We start from the raw sequence: 14,891 nt of genomic DNA, 5'->3' as shown, positions 1-14,891 counted from the left end.
TCCCACAGGTGTCATCGGCGGTTACAGAGGCATTCCGGCCTTGACCCGGTACTGATTGCGCACCGGTGTTGCATATTGCACCACCAGGTACGGGCGGTGCTCGGCCGGGCATTCGTTCAAGCGCCGCTCCCATTCCGCTTTGGCCTTGGCCAGTTCGTCGGCCGGGAACAGGTCTGCTGCCTTCGGCACCTGCAGTTGAGGGTCGGCATCACTCCACTGTGCATAAGCCAGGTAGTGCACCGGGAACAGTCGATACCCGCCCAGGATCTGCCGGTCCATTTCCACGGCGAGCAGCTTGGTGTCTTCAAAGCGTTCGGTGATCGGCGGCGCGAAGTTGACGTGCACACGGCCCTTGTAGCCGGTGATACCCAAAGCAATGCTCACATCATCCTCGCCTGGGGCCTTGCTGTAGGTGCCGGTTGTGGCACGGATATACAGCTCACGGGCCTTGGCCGCATCGCAGGGGTCGTATTCGTAGCTGATGGACACCGGCGTCAGGTTCAGCGACTGGATGACCTCGGCAAACGGTTCGTCCTTGCGGCTGACGTGGAACATCTTGAGGATCGCCGACTCGGTGCGATCATCCCCATCCTTGGCGCGACCTTCGGCCTGGGCGATCCAGATCGACTGGCCGTCGTTGCGGATCGAATGATTGATGTAGGCCGACAGCAGGTTGAACGCCGCCATCTTCTCCTTTCGCCCGGTGATCGAGCGGTGCACGATGAAGCTCTTGTTCAGGCGCATCAGGTCGCTGACAAACGGCTTTTGCAGCAGGTTGTCGCCAATGGCGATGCGGGGTGTCGGCAGGCCGGCGTGGTACACGGCGTAGTTGACGAAGGCCGGGTCCATCACGATATCGCGGTGGTTGGCCAGGAACAGGTAGGCGGTGCCCGATTTAAGTTGCTCGACGCCGGTATAGGTCACGCCGTCGGTCGCCCGGTCGATGGTATGGTCGACGTAATACTCGACTTTGTCCTGCAGCGTCGCCACGGTGGTGACGCCGGCAAACTCGCGGCGCAATTTGCGCGCGATCATCGGCTTGAGCAACCAGCCCAGGGCGCCGGCAAAGCGCGGGAAGCGGAAGTGGGTCAGGATGTCCAGAAAGGCCTTGTCACTGAACAGGCGTGCCAGCACTGCCGGGACTTCGCTGTCGTTGTAAGGTCGGATGGTATCGAATTCGCCCATCATGCTCTCTTGTTAGAAACGGCTAGGGTAAGTAGAAGGAAACATCAGGGTGCGGCCGCAATATTGGCTCTGCCGTGAATAGCCCTGTAAATAGACCGGCGATTATACGCACAAGTCACCTGGGAGACCGCGATGCTGGAAACCGCACTGTACGAATGTCCTTATTGTGGCGAAGAGGTCGAGACAACGGTGGACCTGTCTGGCGGTGACCAGACTTATATAGAGGACTGCCAAGTGTGTTGCCGGCCGGTCATTTTCACCCTGCAGGTGCACGGTGACGAGTGGATGCTGGACACCCGCAGCGAGAACGAATAACCGGCAGGTCATGAATAACAGGTACGCGCATGCAGCGAATCTACGAACCGGAAAACCTGATGGAAGGCGAGCTGCTGCAACAGATGCTTGCCAGCGAAGGTATCGAGGCGCATCTGGTGGGGCGCCATTTGCTCGGCGGTACGGGGGAACTGCCGATTTTCGGGCTGCTGGGCCTGGAAGTGGACAACGATCAGGCCGCCTATGCCCGTGAGCTGATTACCGCCTACATCGGCGCCCAACCCTTGCCCGGTGAAGAACCCGACAGCTTCCCCGACGTGCTGGTCTGTTAGGCTGTCGGTCGGTTTACCCAAGAGTCGTGTTACCCCATGTGTGGACGTTATGCCTTGTTTCGCTGGAACTCATCGTTTGCTGCCCTGCCGGGCTTCCCGGCGGATCAGCAGGCCCAGTGGAATATCTCCCCCAATGACTCGGTGCTGATCCAGCGCCTGAGTGAGGGTCAGCGCACCCTGGCGCGTGCGCGTTGGGGCCTCACGCCACCCTGGCTGACCGATCTGTCGCGCACCCCAGCCCACGCGCGCGCCGAGACCCTGGCCGAACAACCGATGTTTCGCGAAGCCTTTCGCCAGCGTCGCTGCCTGCTGCCGGCCAACGGGTTCTATGAATGGCGAGGCACCCAGCGCAAGCGCCCGTATTGGCTGACGCCGGGGGAGGGTTCCACGTTGTTTTTTGCCGCCATCTGGGAGGCGTACCCGGTGCAGGAGCAGGTCTGGCTGAGTACGGCGGTGGTGACCCAGGCTGCACAAAACCAGCGGCGTCCGTTGATTCTGGACGCGCAGGGGCAGGAGGCCTGGCTCAATCCCGAAACCTCCCTGCCTGCCCTGCAGGCCCTGCTGGCCAGTGAGCCCGCCGCATTGCGCGAGCGGGTCCTGGCCAATATGGTCAACGATCCCAAGCTCAACGGGCCGGAGTGCCTGACCCCGGCCTAGTGGTGGGATTGACCGGCCTCATCGGGAGCAAGCCCCACATTTGAATGTACCCACACCTTGAACTGTGGGAGGGGGCTTGCTCCCGATGCGGCCTCAAAGTCGCCGCAAATCTCAAACCTTGAACTGATTGATCAGGCGCCGCTGCTGTTCAGCCAGTTTGGTCAGGTCCGCGCTGGCCGTGCTGGACTCATCCGCACCGCCCGCGACTTCATTGGCCACCTGGCCAATATTGATCACATTGCGATTGATGTCCTCGGCCACCGCGCTTTGTTCCTCGGCAGCACTGGCGATCTGGGTGTTCATGTCGTTGATCACCGACACCGCCTGGGTGATGGTCTCAAGCGCCTCAGCCGCCTTGGCTGCGTGTTGCACGCTTTCATCGGTGCGGTTCTGGCTGTCCTCCATCACCCGTACCACATCGCGGGTACCTTGTTGCAACTGCTGGATCATGGCCTGGATTTCTTCGGTGGCCTTCTGGGTTTTCTGCGCCAGGTTGCGTACCTCATCGGCGACCACGGCAAAACCACGGCCTTGTTCGCCGGCCCGGGCCGCTTCGATGGCCGCGTTGAGCGCGAGCAGGTTGGTCTGCTCGGCAATCCCGCGAATCGCCGTGAGGATCGCATTGATGTTCTCGCTGTCCTTGGCCAGGGTCTGGACCACGCCCACGGCTTTGCCGATTTCCTCTGCGAGCGCACCAATGGAGGAAGAGGTATCGCGCACAATGCGCATCCCCTGGCTGGCCGCCTGGTCGGCATGGCTGGCGGCTTGCGCGGCCTGGGTAGCGTTGCGCGCCACATCCTGTGCGGTGGCGGTCATCTCGTGCACGGCGGTTGCCACCTGGTCGATCTCGACCATTTGTTTGTGCACGCCCTGGTTGGTGCGGATCGCAATGTCAGCGGTGTGTTCCGACGAGTCGCTGACCTTCTGCACCGAGCTCACCACTTGCGTAATCATGCCTTGCAGCTTGATCAGGAAGGTATTGAAGCCGCTGGCGATCGCGCCCAACTCGTCGGCGCGGTCACTGCTCAGGCGGCGTGTGAGGTCGCCTTCGCCCTGGGCGATATCATTGAGCATGGCCACCATTTGTTTGAGTGGACGGGCGATACCGTGGCCGACCAGCCAGATCACCAGCAGGCCGAGGCCGGCGATCACCAGGCCGACCATGGCCATGCCGAAGATGTCCGCCTTGCGCTGGGCCTGCAGGTCACTTTGCAGCGCGTTCGAATCCGCCATCACGGCGCTCAGGGGCAGTTGCAGCATCAAGGTCCAGCGCGCGTCGGTCTGGCCGATATTGAACGGCAGGAGCAACTCGATATGCCCGTGTTCCTTGTCGATGACGTAGCGCACTTCGCCAACCTTCAATTGGCCTAGATTGGACAGCTCACTGCTGTCGAGCAGGTCACTGGCTTTTTCGCCGAGTTTGCTTGAGTCCTTGGTGTAGGCCACCAGGCGTCCATTGTTGGAGATCAGCGCCAGTTCGCCGGCGCCGTCGTAGAGGTTCTGGTCGGCGCGGGTCAGCATGTCCTGGATAAAGTTCACCGACAGGTCGGCACCGACGATGCCCTGGAACTTGCCGTCGATCATGATCGGCTCGATGAACGACGCCAGCATCACCATGGCATTGCCGACCTTATAGGGGGCAGGGTCGATGGCGCAGGGTTTCTGGCTTTCCTTGGAGCACAAGTAGTACTCGCTGGCGCGTATGCCGGTGGAGAGAATGCTCTGGTCGTTGACGTCGGCGAGTTTGTCCAGGCCCAGGCTGCCATCGGCGTTGCGGTACCACCAGGGTAGAAAGCGGCCGTCGGTGCCCATGCCGACGATCGGGCTGTTTACATAATTGGCATCGTTATGGTCGATTGCATTGGGTTCCCAGCCGATGTAGGCGCCGAGGATTTTCGGGTTACGCACCACCGTTTCATGCAGCAGGCTGATCAATTGCTCGCGGCCGATCTGCAGCGCGGGTTCGCCCTTGGCGTCCTTCATGCCGAGCAGGGCGTTGGTGGTGGCCAAACCTTTGGCGGTCACCAGTGGCGCCTCCAGTTCACGCTGGATCAGTGTGGCCTGGGTCTGTGCCAGCGCGGTGAGGCGCTCCTTGATGATTTGCTCGAATTGGGTTTGGGTGCGTGTCTGCACCATCTCCTGGGTGCGCGCACCGGAAAACAAGGCGTAGAGCACCAGCACGGCGACCACGCTCAGCACGATGGCGCCGGTGAGTGCCGCGACAGAAAACTGAATCGACTTGAATTTCATGAAGGCTCCGGGCGCAGAGAGGTTGGGCTTATTGTTATATCGGCCATGCCGGAGGGTGTATTAAGGCTTGTCCTGCAAATGAGTGGGGGGTGTCGCAAATGCGATCATGGCTGGCGTTGTGAGATGTATCCGAAAATCAGCGGTTAAACGTCTGTTGTATCTGGCGTCGATATAAATGACCGCCTACGATATGCGCCAGATTTTCAGGGAGAGTGTCATGAAGAAAACATTGGCGGTAAGTCTACTCAGTTCAGCGGTGTTGCTCGCAGGTTGCCAGTCGGTCAACACCACCAGTGGTGGCGCCGTGGGTGTGGAGCGTAAGCAGTACATGTTCAGCATGCTGTCGAGTCAGGAAGTCGACCAGATGTATGCCCAGTCTTACCAGCAGACGTTGGGTGAGGCGAGCGGCAAGGGGTTGGTCGACAAGACCAGCACCAACGCCAAGCGCGTGCAGGCCATCGCCAACCGCTTGATCGCCCAGGCGCCGAATTTCCGCCCGGATGCGGCGCAGTGGCAGTGGGAAGTGAACCTGATCAAGAGCGATGAGATGAACGCCAACTGCGGGCCTGGCGGCAAGATCTTCGTGTACAGCGCGTTGATCGACAATCTCAAGCTCACCGATGACGAGCTGGCTGCCGTAATGGGCCATGAGATTGCCCACGCCTTGCGTGAACACGGCCGCGAAGCCATGTCCAAGGCGTATGGCATCCAGATGGCCAAGCAGGGCGCCGGTGCATTGTTTGGCCTGGGCCAGGACAGCCTGGCGCTGGCCGACACGGTCGCCAACTATGGCATGACCTTGCCTAACAGCCGCGCCAACGAAAACGAAGCGGACCTGATCGGCCTGGAGCTTTCGGCTCGCGCCGGCTACAACCCGAACGCCGCCATCACGCTGTGGAACAAGATGGCCAAGGCTTCAGAGGGCGCGCCACCGGAGTTCATGAGTACTCACCCGGCGTCCGACAGCCGGATCGCTTCGCTGCAGGCGGCCATTCCGAAGGTGATGCCGCTCTACCAACAGGCCCGGAAATCCTGATACTCCGAACCTTGTGAAGATCCAAGTGTGGGAGGGGGCTTGCTCCCGATGGCGGTGAATCAGTCAACATATATACCGACTGAAATACTGCTATCGGGAGCAAGCCCCCTCCCACAATGGGTTTGGGTTTACAGCCTTAGATCCAACCGCTGCTTTGCATGGCCTTGTACACCGCCACGATCGCCAGGATGAAAAACGCCGAAGCCGCCAGTCGACGAATCAAGGTCAGCGGCAACTTCTCGGCTGCAAAATTCCCCGCCAATACGACCGGCACGTTGGCAATCAGCATGCCCAGGGTGGTGCCGATGATCACCAACCACAACTCCGGATACTGCGCCGCCAGCATCACCGTGGCGATCTGCGTCTTGTCGCCGATTTCGGCGAGGAAGAATGCGATCAAGGTGGTCAGGAATGGCCCAAACTTGCGTGTGGTACTGGCTTCGTCATCGTCGAGCTTGTCCGGCACCAGCGTCCACAGCGCGGTGGCACAGAAGCTCGCCGCCAGGATCCAGTGCAGCACCGCATCCGAGAAGAAACTACCGAACCAGGCCCCCACGGCACCGGCGGCCGCATGGTTGGCCAGGGTCGCGGCGACGATACCGGCGATGATCGGCCAGGGCTTGCGAAAGCGTGCGGCGAGGATGAGCGCGAGCAGTTGCGTCTTGTCGCCGATTTCGGCCAAGGCAACGATTGCGGTAGGAACGAGTAATGAATCCAGCATCAGGTAGGCTTCCAGGGGCGGGTCGACACGGCTATGACACGTACAGCCTTCCCGCCCCGGGTAAGGTGTGCGTGTCATAGGTCTTGTCAAACCCCGGTCCGTCTGTGCGGACTCCTGGGTCGCATACGCCATGGCCTGCTGACCAAGTATGTTGACGTATGCCGGACGAGCGTGGCGCTCGTGGGAGACTACTCCCCTAGGACGGAGCGGATTCTGCCTAGGCAAAATCCATTCGGCAAGCGTTCTTTTTCAAACGCCCGTCAGCCGCGCTTGGCACGGTAAATGCGAAAGCCGTTGCCTTCGGCCTTGATCGCACAGACCCCAAGATGCTCTTCGATCAGCGGCTGATACTTCAGGAAGCTGTTGGCGACTAACCGAAGTTCGCCGCCTTTTGCCAGGTGTTTCGCGGCTTTTCGCAGCAGGTTCTCAGTGGCGAAATAATCGGTATGCACCCCGACATGGAACGGTGGGTTGCTCAGGATGGCGTTCAAACCCATCGGTGCGGCGTCGATACCATCACCGGTCAACACCTCGGCTTCCAGGCCATTGGCAGCCAATGTCAGGCGACTGCTGGCAGCGGCAAATGCGTCCACGTCGAGCAGCGTGACGCTGTTGTGCGGGTAGCGTCGCTTGACGGCCGCCCCCAGCACACCGGCGCCGCAACCAAAGTCGAGCAAGTGACCGCCAGGCAGCTTGTCCAGATGCTCCAGCAACAGCTCGGTGCCGCGATCCAGGCGCCCATGGCTGAACACGCCCGGCAGGCTTACGACCTTGAGCGGCCCTTCGGCCAGCGGTACGTCGAACACTTGCGCCAGGCTTTCCAGCTCGACCGCTTGCGGGGCATTGGCCACGGTGACCTGCCACAGTTGGCAATGCCGTGCGCTATCGAGCTTGCGCGGTTTGCCGAAGGGGATCATCTGTTTGGCGGCACTTTCGATACCGCCTTTTTTCTCCCCGACCAGAAACAGCTCGGCGCCGGGCAGGCGTGCGGCCACGGCGTTGAGCAGGTAGTCGGTGAGGTCTTTGGACTTGGGCAGGAAGATCACTGCCGCGTCGAACGGGCGCTCAGGCACGTTCACACCGAACTGGCTGCGCTCGGGGAAGCGTGCATCGAGCGCGGCCTGGTCGCCGGCATGCCAGCACCAACCGTGGGCGTTGGGCAGGCGGCCCAGCAGGTCGTCGGCGGGCAAGCCGACCAGCAGCAGGTTACCTTGAAAAAGTTCGGCCTGACGAAGCAGTACTTCACTGCGCGGATCCATGGTCTGCTCCTTGAAAAGGGGCGCAGTTTATCAATTGACGACGCGCAACGGGGCGCCGTTGAAAAAGCCTTGGGCGTTTTCCACCAATTGGCCGACGATCCGCTGTCGAGCTTCGCGGCTGCCCCAGGCATTGTGCGGCGTGACGATCAATCGAGGAATGTCGCCTGCCAGCAGCGGGTTACCCTGCACCGGCGGCTCGACACTCAGCACATCGGTGGCTGCGCCGCCCAGGTGGCCGCTGCGCAACGCGTCTGCCAGCGCCTGTTCATTGATCAAGCCACCGCGCGCGGTATTGACGATAAAGGCGCCGGGCTTGAGCAATGCCAGTTCGCGGGCGCCGATAAAGTCGCGGGTGTGTTCATTGAGCGGGCAGTGCAAGGTCAGCGCGTCGACCTGTGCGAGCAATTCATCCAGCGGCACGCGGTCGGCGCGGGCAGGGCGTCCGGGAATCGCGCCGAGCACCACGCGCATGCCGAAGGCTTGCGCCAGGCGTGCCACGGCGCCGCCCAATTCGCCATGGCCGAGCAGGCCGAGGGTTTTGCCTTCCAGCTCGACGATGGGGTAGTCCAGCAGGCAGAACTGCTTGGCTTGCTGCCATTTGCCGGCCGCCACATCGCGTTGATAGTCCTTCAAGCGTGTCGCCAGGTTGAGCAGCAACATGATCGTGTGCTGCGCCACCGACGGTGTGCCGTAGCCCTGGCAGTTGCTTACGGTAATGCCATGGGCGCGGGCGGCGGCGAGGTCGACGTTGTTGGTGCCGGTGGCCGATACCAGGATCAGTTCCAGTTCAGGGCAGGCCGCCAGGGTTTCGGCGTTGAGCACGATCTTGTTGCTGATCACCACCTGGGCGTTTTGCACGCGCTCAAGCACATTCTGTGGCGTGGTATCCGTAAACAGCTGCAGCTCGCTGAAGCTGTTGCGCAACTCGTCGAGGTCGAGGTCGCCCAAGTCCAGAGAGGAGTGATCAAGGAAGACGGCGCGGCGATTGTTCATCTCAACTGTACCTTTTGTGACGAGGTTCGAAGGCGTAATCTGCCGAGCCTATCAGATGAAATAATCAGTTACTTAATGGAGTAAGCATGTACGTCGCCGAGTTTTTGACCGTAGCGCTGATTCACCTGTTGGCAGTGGCCAGCCCCGGCCCGGATTTCGCCGTGGTCGTGCGTGAAAGTGTGACCCATGGCCGCCGCGCCGGGACGTGGACGGCGCTGGGCGTCGGCTCGGCGATTTTCCTGCACGTGGGTTACTCGTTGCTCGGTATCGGCTTGATCGTGTCGCAGTCCATCGTGCTGTTCAACGCGCTGAAATGGGCGGCCGCCGCGTATCTGCTGTACATCGGTTTCAAGGCATTGCGTGCGCAGCCGGCCAAGCCTGCCGCCGAAGGCGAGTTGCACCGCGAAGCCGGCGAGCGCACCCCGCGTGGCGCATTTACCGCAGGTTTCGTGACCAATGGCTTGAATCCCAAGGCCACCCTGTTTTTCCTCTCGTTGTTCACTGTGGTGATCAACCCGCAGACGCCGCTGGCCATTCAAGCGGGTTACGGCGTGTACCTGGCGGTGGCGACGGCGCTGTGGTTCTGCCTGGTGGCGATGTTGTTCAGCCAGCAGCGCGTGCGTGCCGGGTTTGCGCGGATGGGCCACTGGTTCGACCGCACCATGGGTGCGGTACTGATCGCTATCGGTGTGAAGTTGGCCTTTACCAGCATGAAATGAGTTTTTCAGTGGCCGGATGCTGGCTTAAAGCTAGCATTCGCCGGGGTCTGCAAATCATTCCTTTGGCTGATTTAGCTGACACATAAGCTCTCTAAAGTGCAGGTCTTCAAGCCAAGACCGTGCAGTCAGATAAGGGATTAGTATGTTGCAGACCCGCGTTATCCCGCCCGCCGAAGGTGCGTACCAGTACCCGCTGTTGATCAAACGCCTGTTGATGTCCGGCACCCGTTACGAGAAAACCCGGGAAATCATCTACCGTGACAAGCTGCGTTATACCTACCCGACCTTGATCGAACGGGTCGCGCGGCTGGCCAACGTATTGACCGAAGCCGGCGTCAAGGCCGGTGACACCGTGGCGGTCATGGATTGGGACAGCCACCGGTACCTGGAGTGCATGTTCGCTATCCCGATGATCGGTGCGGTGATCCACACCATTAACGTGCGCCTGTCGCCGGAGCAGATCCTCTACACCATGAACCACGCCGAAGACCGCTTTGTGTTGGTCAACAGCGAGTTCGTGGGGCTTTACCAGGCGATCGCCGGGCACCTCACCACCGTCGACAAGACCCTGCTGCTCACCGATGGTGACGCCCAAACCGCCGAGCTGCCGAACCTGGTGGGCGAGTATGAAAGCCTGCTGGCGGCCGCCAGCCCGAAGTACGACTTCCAGGACTTCGACGAAAACTCGGTCGCGACCACCTTCTACACCACCGGCACCACCGGCAACCCCAAAGGTGTGTACTTCACTCATCGCCAACTGGTGCTGCACACCATGGGTGTGGCAACCATCATGGGCAGCGTCGACAGCGTGCGCCTGCTGGGCACCAACGATGTGTACATGCCGATCACGCCGATGTTCCATGTACACGCCTGGGGCCTGCCCTATGTAGCCACCATGCTGGGGCTCAAACAGGTCTATCCCGGCCGCTACGACCCGGAATACCTGGTGGAGCTGTGGCGCAAGGAAAAAGTCACCTTCTCGCACTGCGTGCCGACCATCCTGCAAATGGTGCTCAACGCCAAGGCCGCCCAGGGCGTGGATTTCGGCGGTTGGAAAATCGTCATCGGCGGCAGTGCGCTGAATCGCTCGTTGTATGACGCCTCCAAGGCGCGGGGCATTCAACTGACCGCCGCGTACGGCATGTCCGAGACCGGGCCGCTGGTGTCCTGTGCCCACCTCAATGAAGAGCTGATGGCCGGCAGTGAAGATGAGCGCACCACCTACCGCATCAAGGCCGGCGTGCCCGGGCCGTTGGTGGAAGCGGCGATTATCGATGATGACGGCCATTTCCTGCCCGCCGATGGCGAATCCCAGGGCGAGCTGGTGTTGCGCGCCCCTTGGCTCAGCGAAGGCTATTTCAATGAGCCGCAGAAGGGCGCCGAGCTGTGGGCCGGCGGCTGGATGCACACCGGTGACGTGGCGACCCTGGACGCCTTCGGGGTGATTGATATCCGCGATCGCATCAAGGACGTGATCAAGACGGGGGGCGAATGGATCTCCTCCCTGGCGCTTGAAGACCTGGTCAGCCGTCACCCGGCGGTACGTGAAGTAGCAGTGGTAGGCATCGCCGACCCGCAGTGGGGCGAGCGCCCGTTTGCGTTGCTGGTCGTGCGTGATGGCCATGTGATAGGTGCGCGTGAGCTCAAGGAACATCTCAAGCCTTTTGTCGAACTGGGCCACTTGAGCAAGTGGGCCATTCCAAGCCAGATCGCGGTTGTTACTGAAATTCCCAAGACCAGCGTAGGAAAACTCGACAAAAAACGTATCCGTATCGACATCATCGAATGGCAGGCCAACAACAGTACGTTCCTGTCGACCCTGTGACGCCCTTCGCCGCGCCCGCTCGGGCGCGGCAATGCTCTATCTCAAGCCTTCACTTGTGATTTATCGATTTTCAGCCATCCTTGCCACGCCGATCTTCGTCGGTGTGGCGAAAGGGTTGTGGCAGACGGGTTGGTGATGCAAATCACACTTTAGAGGGATCAAGCGCTCCCCCCTGCTGGCTATAGTCCCTTCCAGAGTTATTCACGGATGCTCCGCTTCGGGCCATGGAGGCTCGGGTGCCGTACGGCATTGGGATCGTTGTATCCCGGCTGTTACATGCATCTGTAGGAAAGAACTCACTGCCATAACAATAATGCACATGGAGTAGCGTCGATGACCTCAGTAAACCAGTTCTGGCGCCGGGCGAGATTGCCTCTGGCCGTCAGTCTCGCTTCTACGCTCGCCGGGCCCGCATTCGGCGTCAGTTTCAATATCGGTGAAGTCGAAGGGAGCTTTGACTCGTCGCTTTCCGTGGGGGCGAGCTGGTCGACAGCCAAGCCTAACCGAGACCTGATCGGTGCCAACAACGGCGGCAAGGGGTTGTCCCAGACCTCCGATGACGGCCACTTGAACTTCAAGCGCGGTGAAACGTTCTCGAAGATCTTCAAGGGCATCCACGACCTGGAACTGAAATACGGCGACACCGGCGTGTTTGTGCGCGGCAAGTACTGGTACGACTTCGAACTCAAGGACGAAAGCCGTCCGTTCAAGGACATCAGCGACAACAACCGCAAGGAAGGCGCCAAGTCCTCCGGCGGGCAGATCCTCGATGCATTCATTTACCACAACTACAACATCGCCGATTTGCCGGGCAACGTGCGTTTCGGCAAGCAGGTGGTGAGCTGGGGTGAAAGTACCTTCATCGGCGGCGGCATCAACTCCATCAACCCGATCGACGTGTCCGCATTCCGTCGTCCGGGCGCCGAGATCAAGGAAGGCTTGATTCCGGTCAACATGTTTTATGTGTCGCAATCATTGACGGATAACTTGTCGGCTGAGGCGTTTTATCAGCTGGAGTGGGACCAGACGGTGACCGATAACTGCGGCACGTTCTTCTCCCAGCCCGACGTGATTTCCGATGGCTGTGACAACAACCTGCGTGTCCTCAACAAGCGTTCGACCATCCCGGGCGCTGCGTTGCCGACGCTCAATGCCCTGGGTGTGGACGTCAACAACGAAGGCGTACTGGTACGTCGCGGTCCGGACCGGGATGCCCGCGACAGCGGCCAATTCGGCGTGGCCATGCACTACAACTTCGAGCCGCTGGATACCGAGTTCGGCGCGTACTTCATGAATTACCACAGCCGCGCGCCGATCTTCAGTGCACAAGGCGCTCCTTCGTCGGCTTACACCCGCCCTCTGGGGCCTCTGGCTGCCTTGCGTCCATTGATCGTGGCCGGCAGTTCCAACTACTTCGTCGAGTACCCGGAAGATATCCGCCTGTACGGTTTGAGCTTCTCGACCACGTTGCCGACAGGCACGGCCTGGAGTGGTGAACTGAGCTACCGTCCAAACGCTCCCGTGCAATTGAGCACCACCGATATCCTGTACGCCGGTGTCACGCCGATCCCTGGCTTCGGCAACGCCTCCGTGCTCAAAGGTACGCCGGGCCAGGACCTGCATGGTTACAACCGTAAGGAAGTGACGCAGTTCCAGACCACCTTCACGCACTTCTTCGACCAAGTCATGGGCGCCAGCCGCCTGACCACCGTCGGTGAGATCGGGGTGACCCATGTCGGGGGGCTGGAAAGCAAATCACAAGCCCGCTATGGCCGCGATCCGGTCTTCGGCCCTGGCAGCTTGCCGGGTGGCTTCTGCAATGCGCTCAACAATTCCACCGCGACGGGGGCGGGCCTGCCCAATGCCGCCGGCCTGAACACCAACTGCAACAATGATGGCTACACCACAGCCACGTCCTGGGGCTACCGCGCCCGAGCCATCTGGGAGTACCCGGACGTGTTCGCGGGCGTCAACCTCAAGCCAAACGTGGCTTGGTCGCATGACGTCAAGGGGTATTCACCCGGCCCCGGCGGTAACTTCGAAGAAGGTCGCAAGGCTGTCAGCCTGGGCCTGGATGCCGAGTACCAGAATACTTATACCGCCAGCCTGGCCTACACCAACTTCTTTGGTGGCAAGTTCAGCACGGTGGATGACCGCGACTTCATCGCCCTGAGCGTCGGCGCCAACTTCTAAGCACACTGTATTTTCAGGAAGACCAGAATATGCAAATAACAAAAAGTCTGTTGCACGTGGGTGTGCTGGGGCTGTCGATCCTGGCGAGCAATGTCATGGCGGCGGTATCGGCGGATGAAGCCGCCAAGCTGGGCACGAGCCTGACCCCGATGGGCGCTGAAATGGCTGGTAACGCGGCGGGCACCATTCCGAAATGGTCGCCGCTGCCCACCAATGCCGGTGCCGTGGATGCGCGTGGTTTCCTGGCCAACCCCTACGCCAACGAACAGCCGCAGTTCACCATCACCGCAGCCAACGTCGAGCAGTACAAGGACAAGCTGGCACCCGGGCAGTACGCGATGTTCAAGCGCTACCCGGACACCTTCAAGATGCCGGTCTACCCGACCCATCGCGGCGCGACCGTGCCGGCGGATGTGTTTGCAGCCATCAAGAAGAATGCCACGCACACCAACCTGGTTTCCGGCGGCAACGGCTTGGAGAACTTCGAAACCGCGGTGCCGTTCCCGATTCCAAAAAGCGGCGTGGAAGTCATCTGGAACCACATTACCCGCTATCGTGGCGGCAGCGTGACCCGCCTGGTAACCCAGGCCACGCCGCAAACCAACGGTTCGTACAGCCTGGTGTATTTCCGCGATCAGTTCGTGTTCCGCGACAAGATGAAAGACTTTGATCCGAAAAACCCAGGCAACGTGCTGTTCTACTTCAAGCAGCAAGTGACCGCGCCGGCGCGTCTGGCCGGTGGCGTGCTGCTGGTACACGAGACCCTGGACCAGGTGAAGGAGCCGCGTTCGGCTTGGGTCTACAATGCGGGTCAGCGTCGCGTGCGTCGGGCGCCGCAAGTGTCCTATGACGGGCCGGGCACTGCCGCCGATGGCCTGCGCACTTCCGACAACCTCGACATGTACAACGGCGCGCCGGACCGCTACGACTGGAAACTGGAAGGCAAGAAAGAACTCTACATCGCCTCCAACAGCTACAAGGTCGACGATCCCAAGCTCAAATACGCCGACATCATCAAGGCCGGTCACATCAACCAGGACCTGGCACGCTACGAGCTGCGTCGCGTCTGGCATGTGGTTGCCACCTTGAAGGAAGGCCAGCGCCACATCTACGCCAAGCGTGACTTCTTCATCGACGAAGATACCTGGCAAGCGGCCGTGATCGACCACTATGACGGCCGTGGTCAGCTGTGGCGCGTCGCCGAAGCCCATGCCGAGAACTACTACGACAAGCAAGTGCCGTGGTACGCCCTGGAAACCCTCTACGACCTGCAGTCCGGCCGCTACCTGGCGCTGGGCATGAAAAACGAAGAGAAGCAGGCGTATGACTTCGGCTTCACCGCCACCACCAGCGACTTCACTCCAGCGGCCCTGCGCCAGGACGGTGTGCGCTAAGCGGCAACAGGGTTCCAGTGTGGGAGGGGGCTGCCCCCTCCCTAATGCTACTCA

13 protein-coding genes, 1 pseudogene and 1 riboswitch are annotated in these 14,891 nt (G+C 60.7%); of the genes and pseudogenes, 8 read left to right on the top strand and 6 right to left on the bottom strand.

Annotated features, from left to right (window positions below; genetic code table 11):
* Nucleotides 1-21: 21 nt before the first annotated feature.
* On the bottom strand, nucleotides 22-1,185 hold the full coding sequence (locus MJP36_RS25440; protein WP_174554023.1) for a 1-acyl-sn-glycerol-3-phosphate acyltransferase: 1,164 nt from the start codon (nucleotides 1,183-1,185) through the stop codon (nucleotides 22-24).
* Between the two features lie 132 nt (nucleotides 1,186-1,317).
* Between MJP36_RS25440 and MJP36_RS25435 the strand changes: the two genes are divergently transcribed.
* From MJP36_RS25435 to MJP36_RS25425, 3 genes are read left to right on the top strand one after another with little or no spacing between them, the layout of a single operon-like run.
* Complete coding sequence (locus tag MJP36_RS25435; RefSeq protein ID WP_060754969.1) at nucleotides 1,318-1,500, top strand: CPXCG motif-containing cysteine-rich protein; 183 nt, start codon at nucleotides 1,318-1,320, stop codon at nucleotides 1,498-1,500.
* Between the two features lie 29 nt (nucleotides 1,501-1,529).
* Nucleotides 1,530-1,790 (top strand): putative signal transducing protein, encoded by a 261-nt coding sequence (locus MJP36_RS25430; RefSeq protein WP_060754970.1) that lies wholly within the window; start codon nucleotides 1,530-1,532, stop codon nucleotides 1,788-1,790.
* Nucleotides 1,791-1,826: 36 nt separating this feature from the next.
* Nucleotides 1,827-2,447: an SOS response-associated peptidase gene (locus MJP36_RS25425; RefSeq protein WP_060754971.1), complete on the top strand. Its 621-nt coding sequence runs from the start codon at nucleotides 1,827-1,829 to the stop codon at nucleotides 2,445-2,447.
* A 111-nt stretch (nucleotides 2,448-2,558) separates the two neighbouring features.
* On the opposite strand, the gene MJP36_RS28250 is transcribed toward MJP36_RS25425, so the two are convergent.
* Both MJP36_RS28250 and MJP36_RS28245 read right to left on the bottom strand, forming a co-directional pair.
* Entirely contained in the window at nucleotides 2,559-3,263 is a 705-nt protein-coding gene (locus MJP36_RS28250; RefSeq protein WP_425226353.1) for a methyl-accepting chemotaxis protein, read from the bottom strand.
* Nucleotides 3,264-3,464: 201 nt separating this feature from the next.
* Nucleotides 3,465-3,521 (bottom strand): annotated as a pseudogene (locus MJP36_RS28245) (hypothetical protein); the annotation flags it as partial.
* Nucleotides 3,522-4,914: 1,393 nt separating this feature from the next.
* On the opposite strand from MJP36_RS28245, the gene MJP36_RS25415 reads away from it, so the two are divergent.
* Entirely contained in the window at nucleotides 4,915-5,733 is an 819-nt protein-coding gene (locus MJP36_RS25415) for a M48 family metallopeptidase (RefSeq protein WP_060754981.1), read from the top strand.
* Between the two features lie 136 nt (nucleotides 5,734-5,869).
* Here MJP36_RS25415 and MJP36_RS25410 read toward each other — a convergent pair whose 3' ends face one another.
* The 3 genes from MJP36_RS25410 to MJP36_RS25400 form a co-directional block, all read right to left on the bottom strand.
* Nucleotides 5,870-6,454, bottom strand: a complete 585-nt coding sequence (locus MJP36_RS25410) for a TMEM165/GDT1 family protein (protein WP_016978300.1) — start codon at nucleotides 6,452-6,454, stop codon at nucleotides 5,870-5,872.
* An 88-nt stretch (nucleotides 6,455-6,542) separates the two neighbouring features.
* Nucleotides 6,543-6,664: riboswitch (yybP-ykoY riboswitch) on the bottom strand.
* Between the two features lie 50 nt (nucleotides 6,665-6,714).
* The gene (locus MJP36_RS25405) at nucleotides 6,715-7,713 is read right to left on the bottom strand and encodes a class I SAM-dependent methyltransferase (RefSeq protein ID WP_060754973.1); all 999 of its coding nucleotides are present in this window, start codon (nucleotides 7,711-7,713) and stop codon (nucleotides 6,715-6,717) included.
* A gap of 30 nt (nucleotides 7,714-7,743) precedes the next feature.
* Nucleotides 7,744-8,706, bottom strand: a complete 963-nt coding sequence (locus MJP36_RS25400; protein WP_244384317.1) for a 2-hydroxyacid dehydrogenase — start codon at nucleotides 8,704-8,706, stop codon at nucleotides 7,744-7,746.
* A gap of 86 nt (nucleotides 8,707-8,792) precedes the next feature.
* Here MJP36_RS25400 and MJP36_RS25395 point away from each other — a divergent pair, with 86 nt between their 5' ends.
* The 4 genes from MJP36_RS25395 (at nucleotide 8,793) to MJP36_RS25380 (ending at nucleotide 14,837) form a co-directional block, all read left to right on the top strand.
* Entirely contained in the window at nucleotides 8,793-9,425 is a 633-nt protein-coding gene (locus tag MJP36_RS25395; protein WP_060754975.1) for a LysE family translocator, read from the top strand.
* A gap of 142 nt (nucleotides 9,426-9,567) precedes the next feature.
* The gene (locus MJP36_RS25390) at nucleotides 9,568-11,250 is read left to right on the top strand and encodes a fatty acid--CoA ligase (protein ID WP_244384315.1); all 1,683 of its coding nucleotides are present in this window, start codon (nucleotides 9,568-9,570) and stop codon (nucleotides 11,248-11,250) included.
* A 333-nt stretch (nucleotides 11,251-11,583) separates the two neighbouring features.
* Nucleotides 11,584-13,443 (top strand): DUF1302 domain-containing protein, encoded by a 1,860-nt coding sequence (locus MJP36_RS25385; protein WP_060754977.1) that lies wholly within the window; start codon nucleotides 11,584-11,586, stop codon nucleotides 13,441-13,443.
* 29 nt (nucleotides 13,444-13,472) lie between these two features.
* Nucleotides 13,473-14,837, top strand: coding sequence for a DUF1329 domain-containing protein (locus MJP36_RS25380; protein WP_060754978.1), 1,365 nt, complete (start codon nucleotides 13,473-13,475; stop codon nucleotides 14,835-14,837).
* The last annotated feature ends 54 nt before the right edge of the window (nucleotides 14,838-14,891 follow it).

The sequence above is a fragment of the Pseudomonas palleroniana genome (assembly GCF_022836895.1).
GTDB classification, from domain to species: Bacteria; Pseudomonadota; Gammaproteobacteria; order Pseudomonadales; family Pseudomonadaceae; genus Aquipseudomonas; species Aquipseudomonas palleroniana.
This window is presented reverse-complemented; position numbering and strand designations above follow the sequence as displayed.

Bases quoted from the DNA above. Each gene is read 5' to 3' on its own strand.
- MJP36_RS25440 (WP_174554023.1), bottom strand. From the start codon at position 1,185: ATGGGCGAATTCGATACCATCCGACCTTACAACGACAGCGAAGTCCCG.
- MJP36_RS25435 (WP_060754969.1), top strand. From the start codon at position 1,318: ATGCTGGAAACCGCACTGTACGAATGTCCTTATTGTGGCGAAGAGGTC.
- MJP36_RS25430 (WP_060754970.1), top strand. From the start codon at position 1,530: ATGCAGCGAATCTACGAACCGGAAAACCTGATGGAAGGCGAGCTGCTG.
- MJP36_RS25425 (WP_060754971.1), top strand. From the start codon at position 1,827: ATGTGTGGACGTTATGCCTTGTTTCGCTGGAACTCATCGTTTGCTGCC.
- MJP36_RS28250 (WP_425226353.1), bottom strand. From the start codon at position 3,263: ATGACCGCCACCGCACAGGATGTGGCGCGCAACGCTACCCAGGCCGCG.
- MJP36_RS25415 (WP_060754981.1), top strand. From the start codon at position 4,915: ATGAAGAAAACATTGGCGGTAAGTCTACTCAGTTCAGCGGTGTTGCTC.
- MJP36_RS25410 (WP_016978300.1), bottom strand. From the start codon at position 6,454: ATGCTGGATTCATTACTCGTTCCTACCGCAATCGTTGCCTTGGCCGAA.
- MJP36_RS25405 (WP_060754973.1), bottom strand. From the start codon at position 7,713: ATGGATCCGCGCAGTGAAGTACTGCTTCGTCAGGCCGAACTTTTTCAA.
- MJP36_RS25400 (WP_244384317.1), bottom strand. From the start codon at position 8,706: ATGAACAATCGCCGCGCCGTCTTCCTTGATCACTCCTCTCTGGACTTG.
- MJP36_RS25395 (WP_060754975.1), top strand. From the start codon at position 8,793: ATGTACGTCGCCGAGTTTTTGACCGTAGCGCTGATTCACCTGTTGGCA.
- MJP36_RS25390 (WP_244384315.1), top strand. From the start codon at position 9,568: ATGTTGCAGACCCGCGTTATCCCGCCCGCCGAAGGTGCGTACCAGTAC.
- MJP36_RS25385 (WP_060754977.1), top strand. From the start codon at position 11,584: ATGACCTCAGTAAACCAGTTCTGGCGCCGGGCGAGATTGCCTCTGGCC.
- MJP36_RS25380 (WP_060754978.1), top strand. From the start codon at position 13,473: ATGCAAATAACAAAAAGTCTGTTGCACGTGGGTGTGCTGGGGCTGTCG.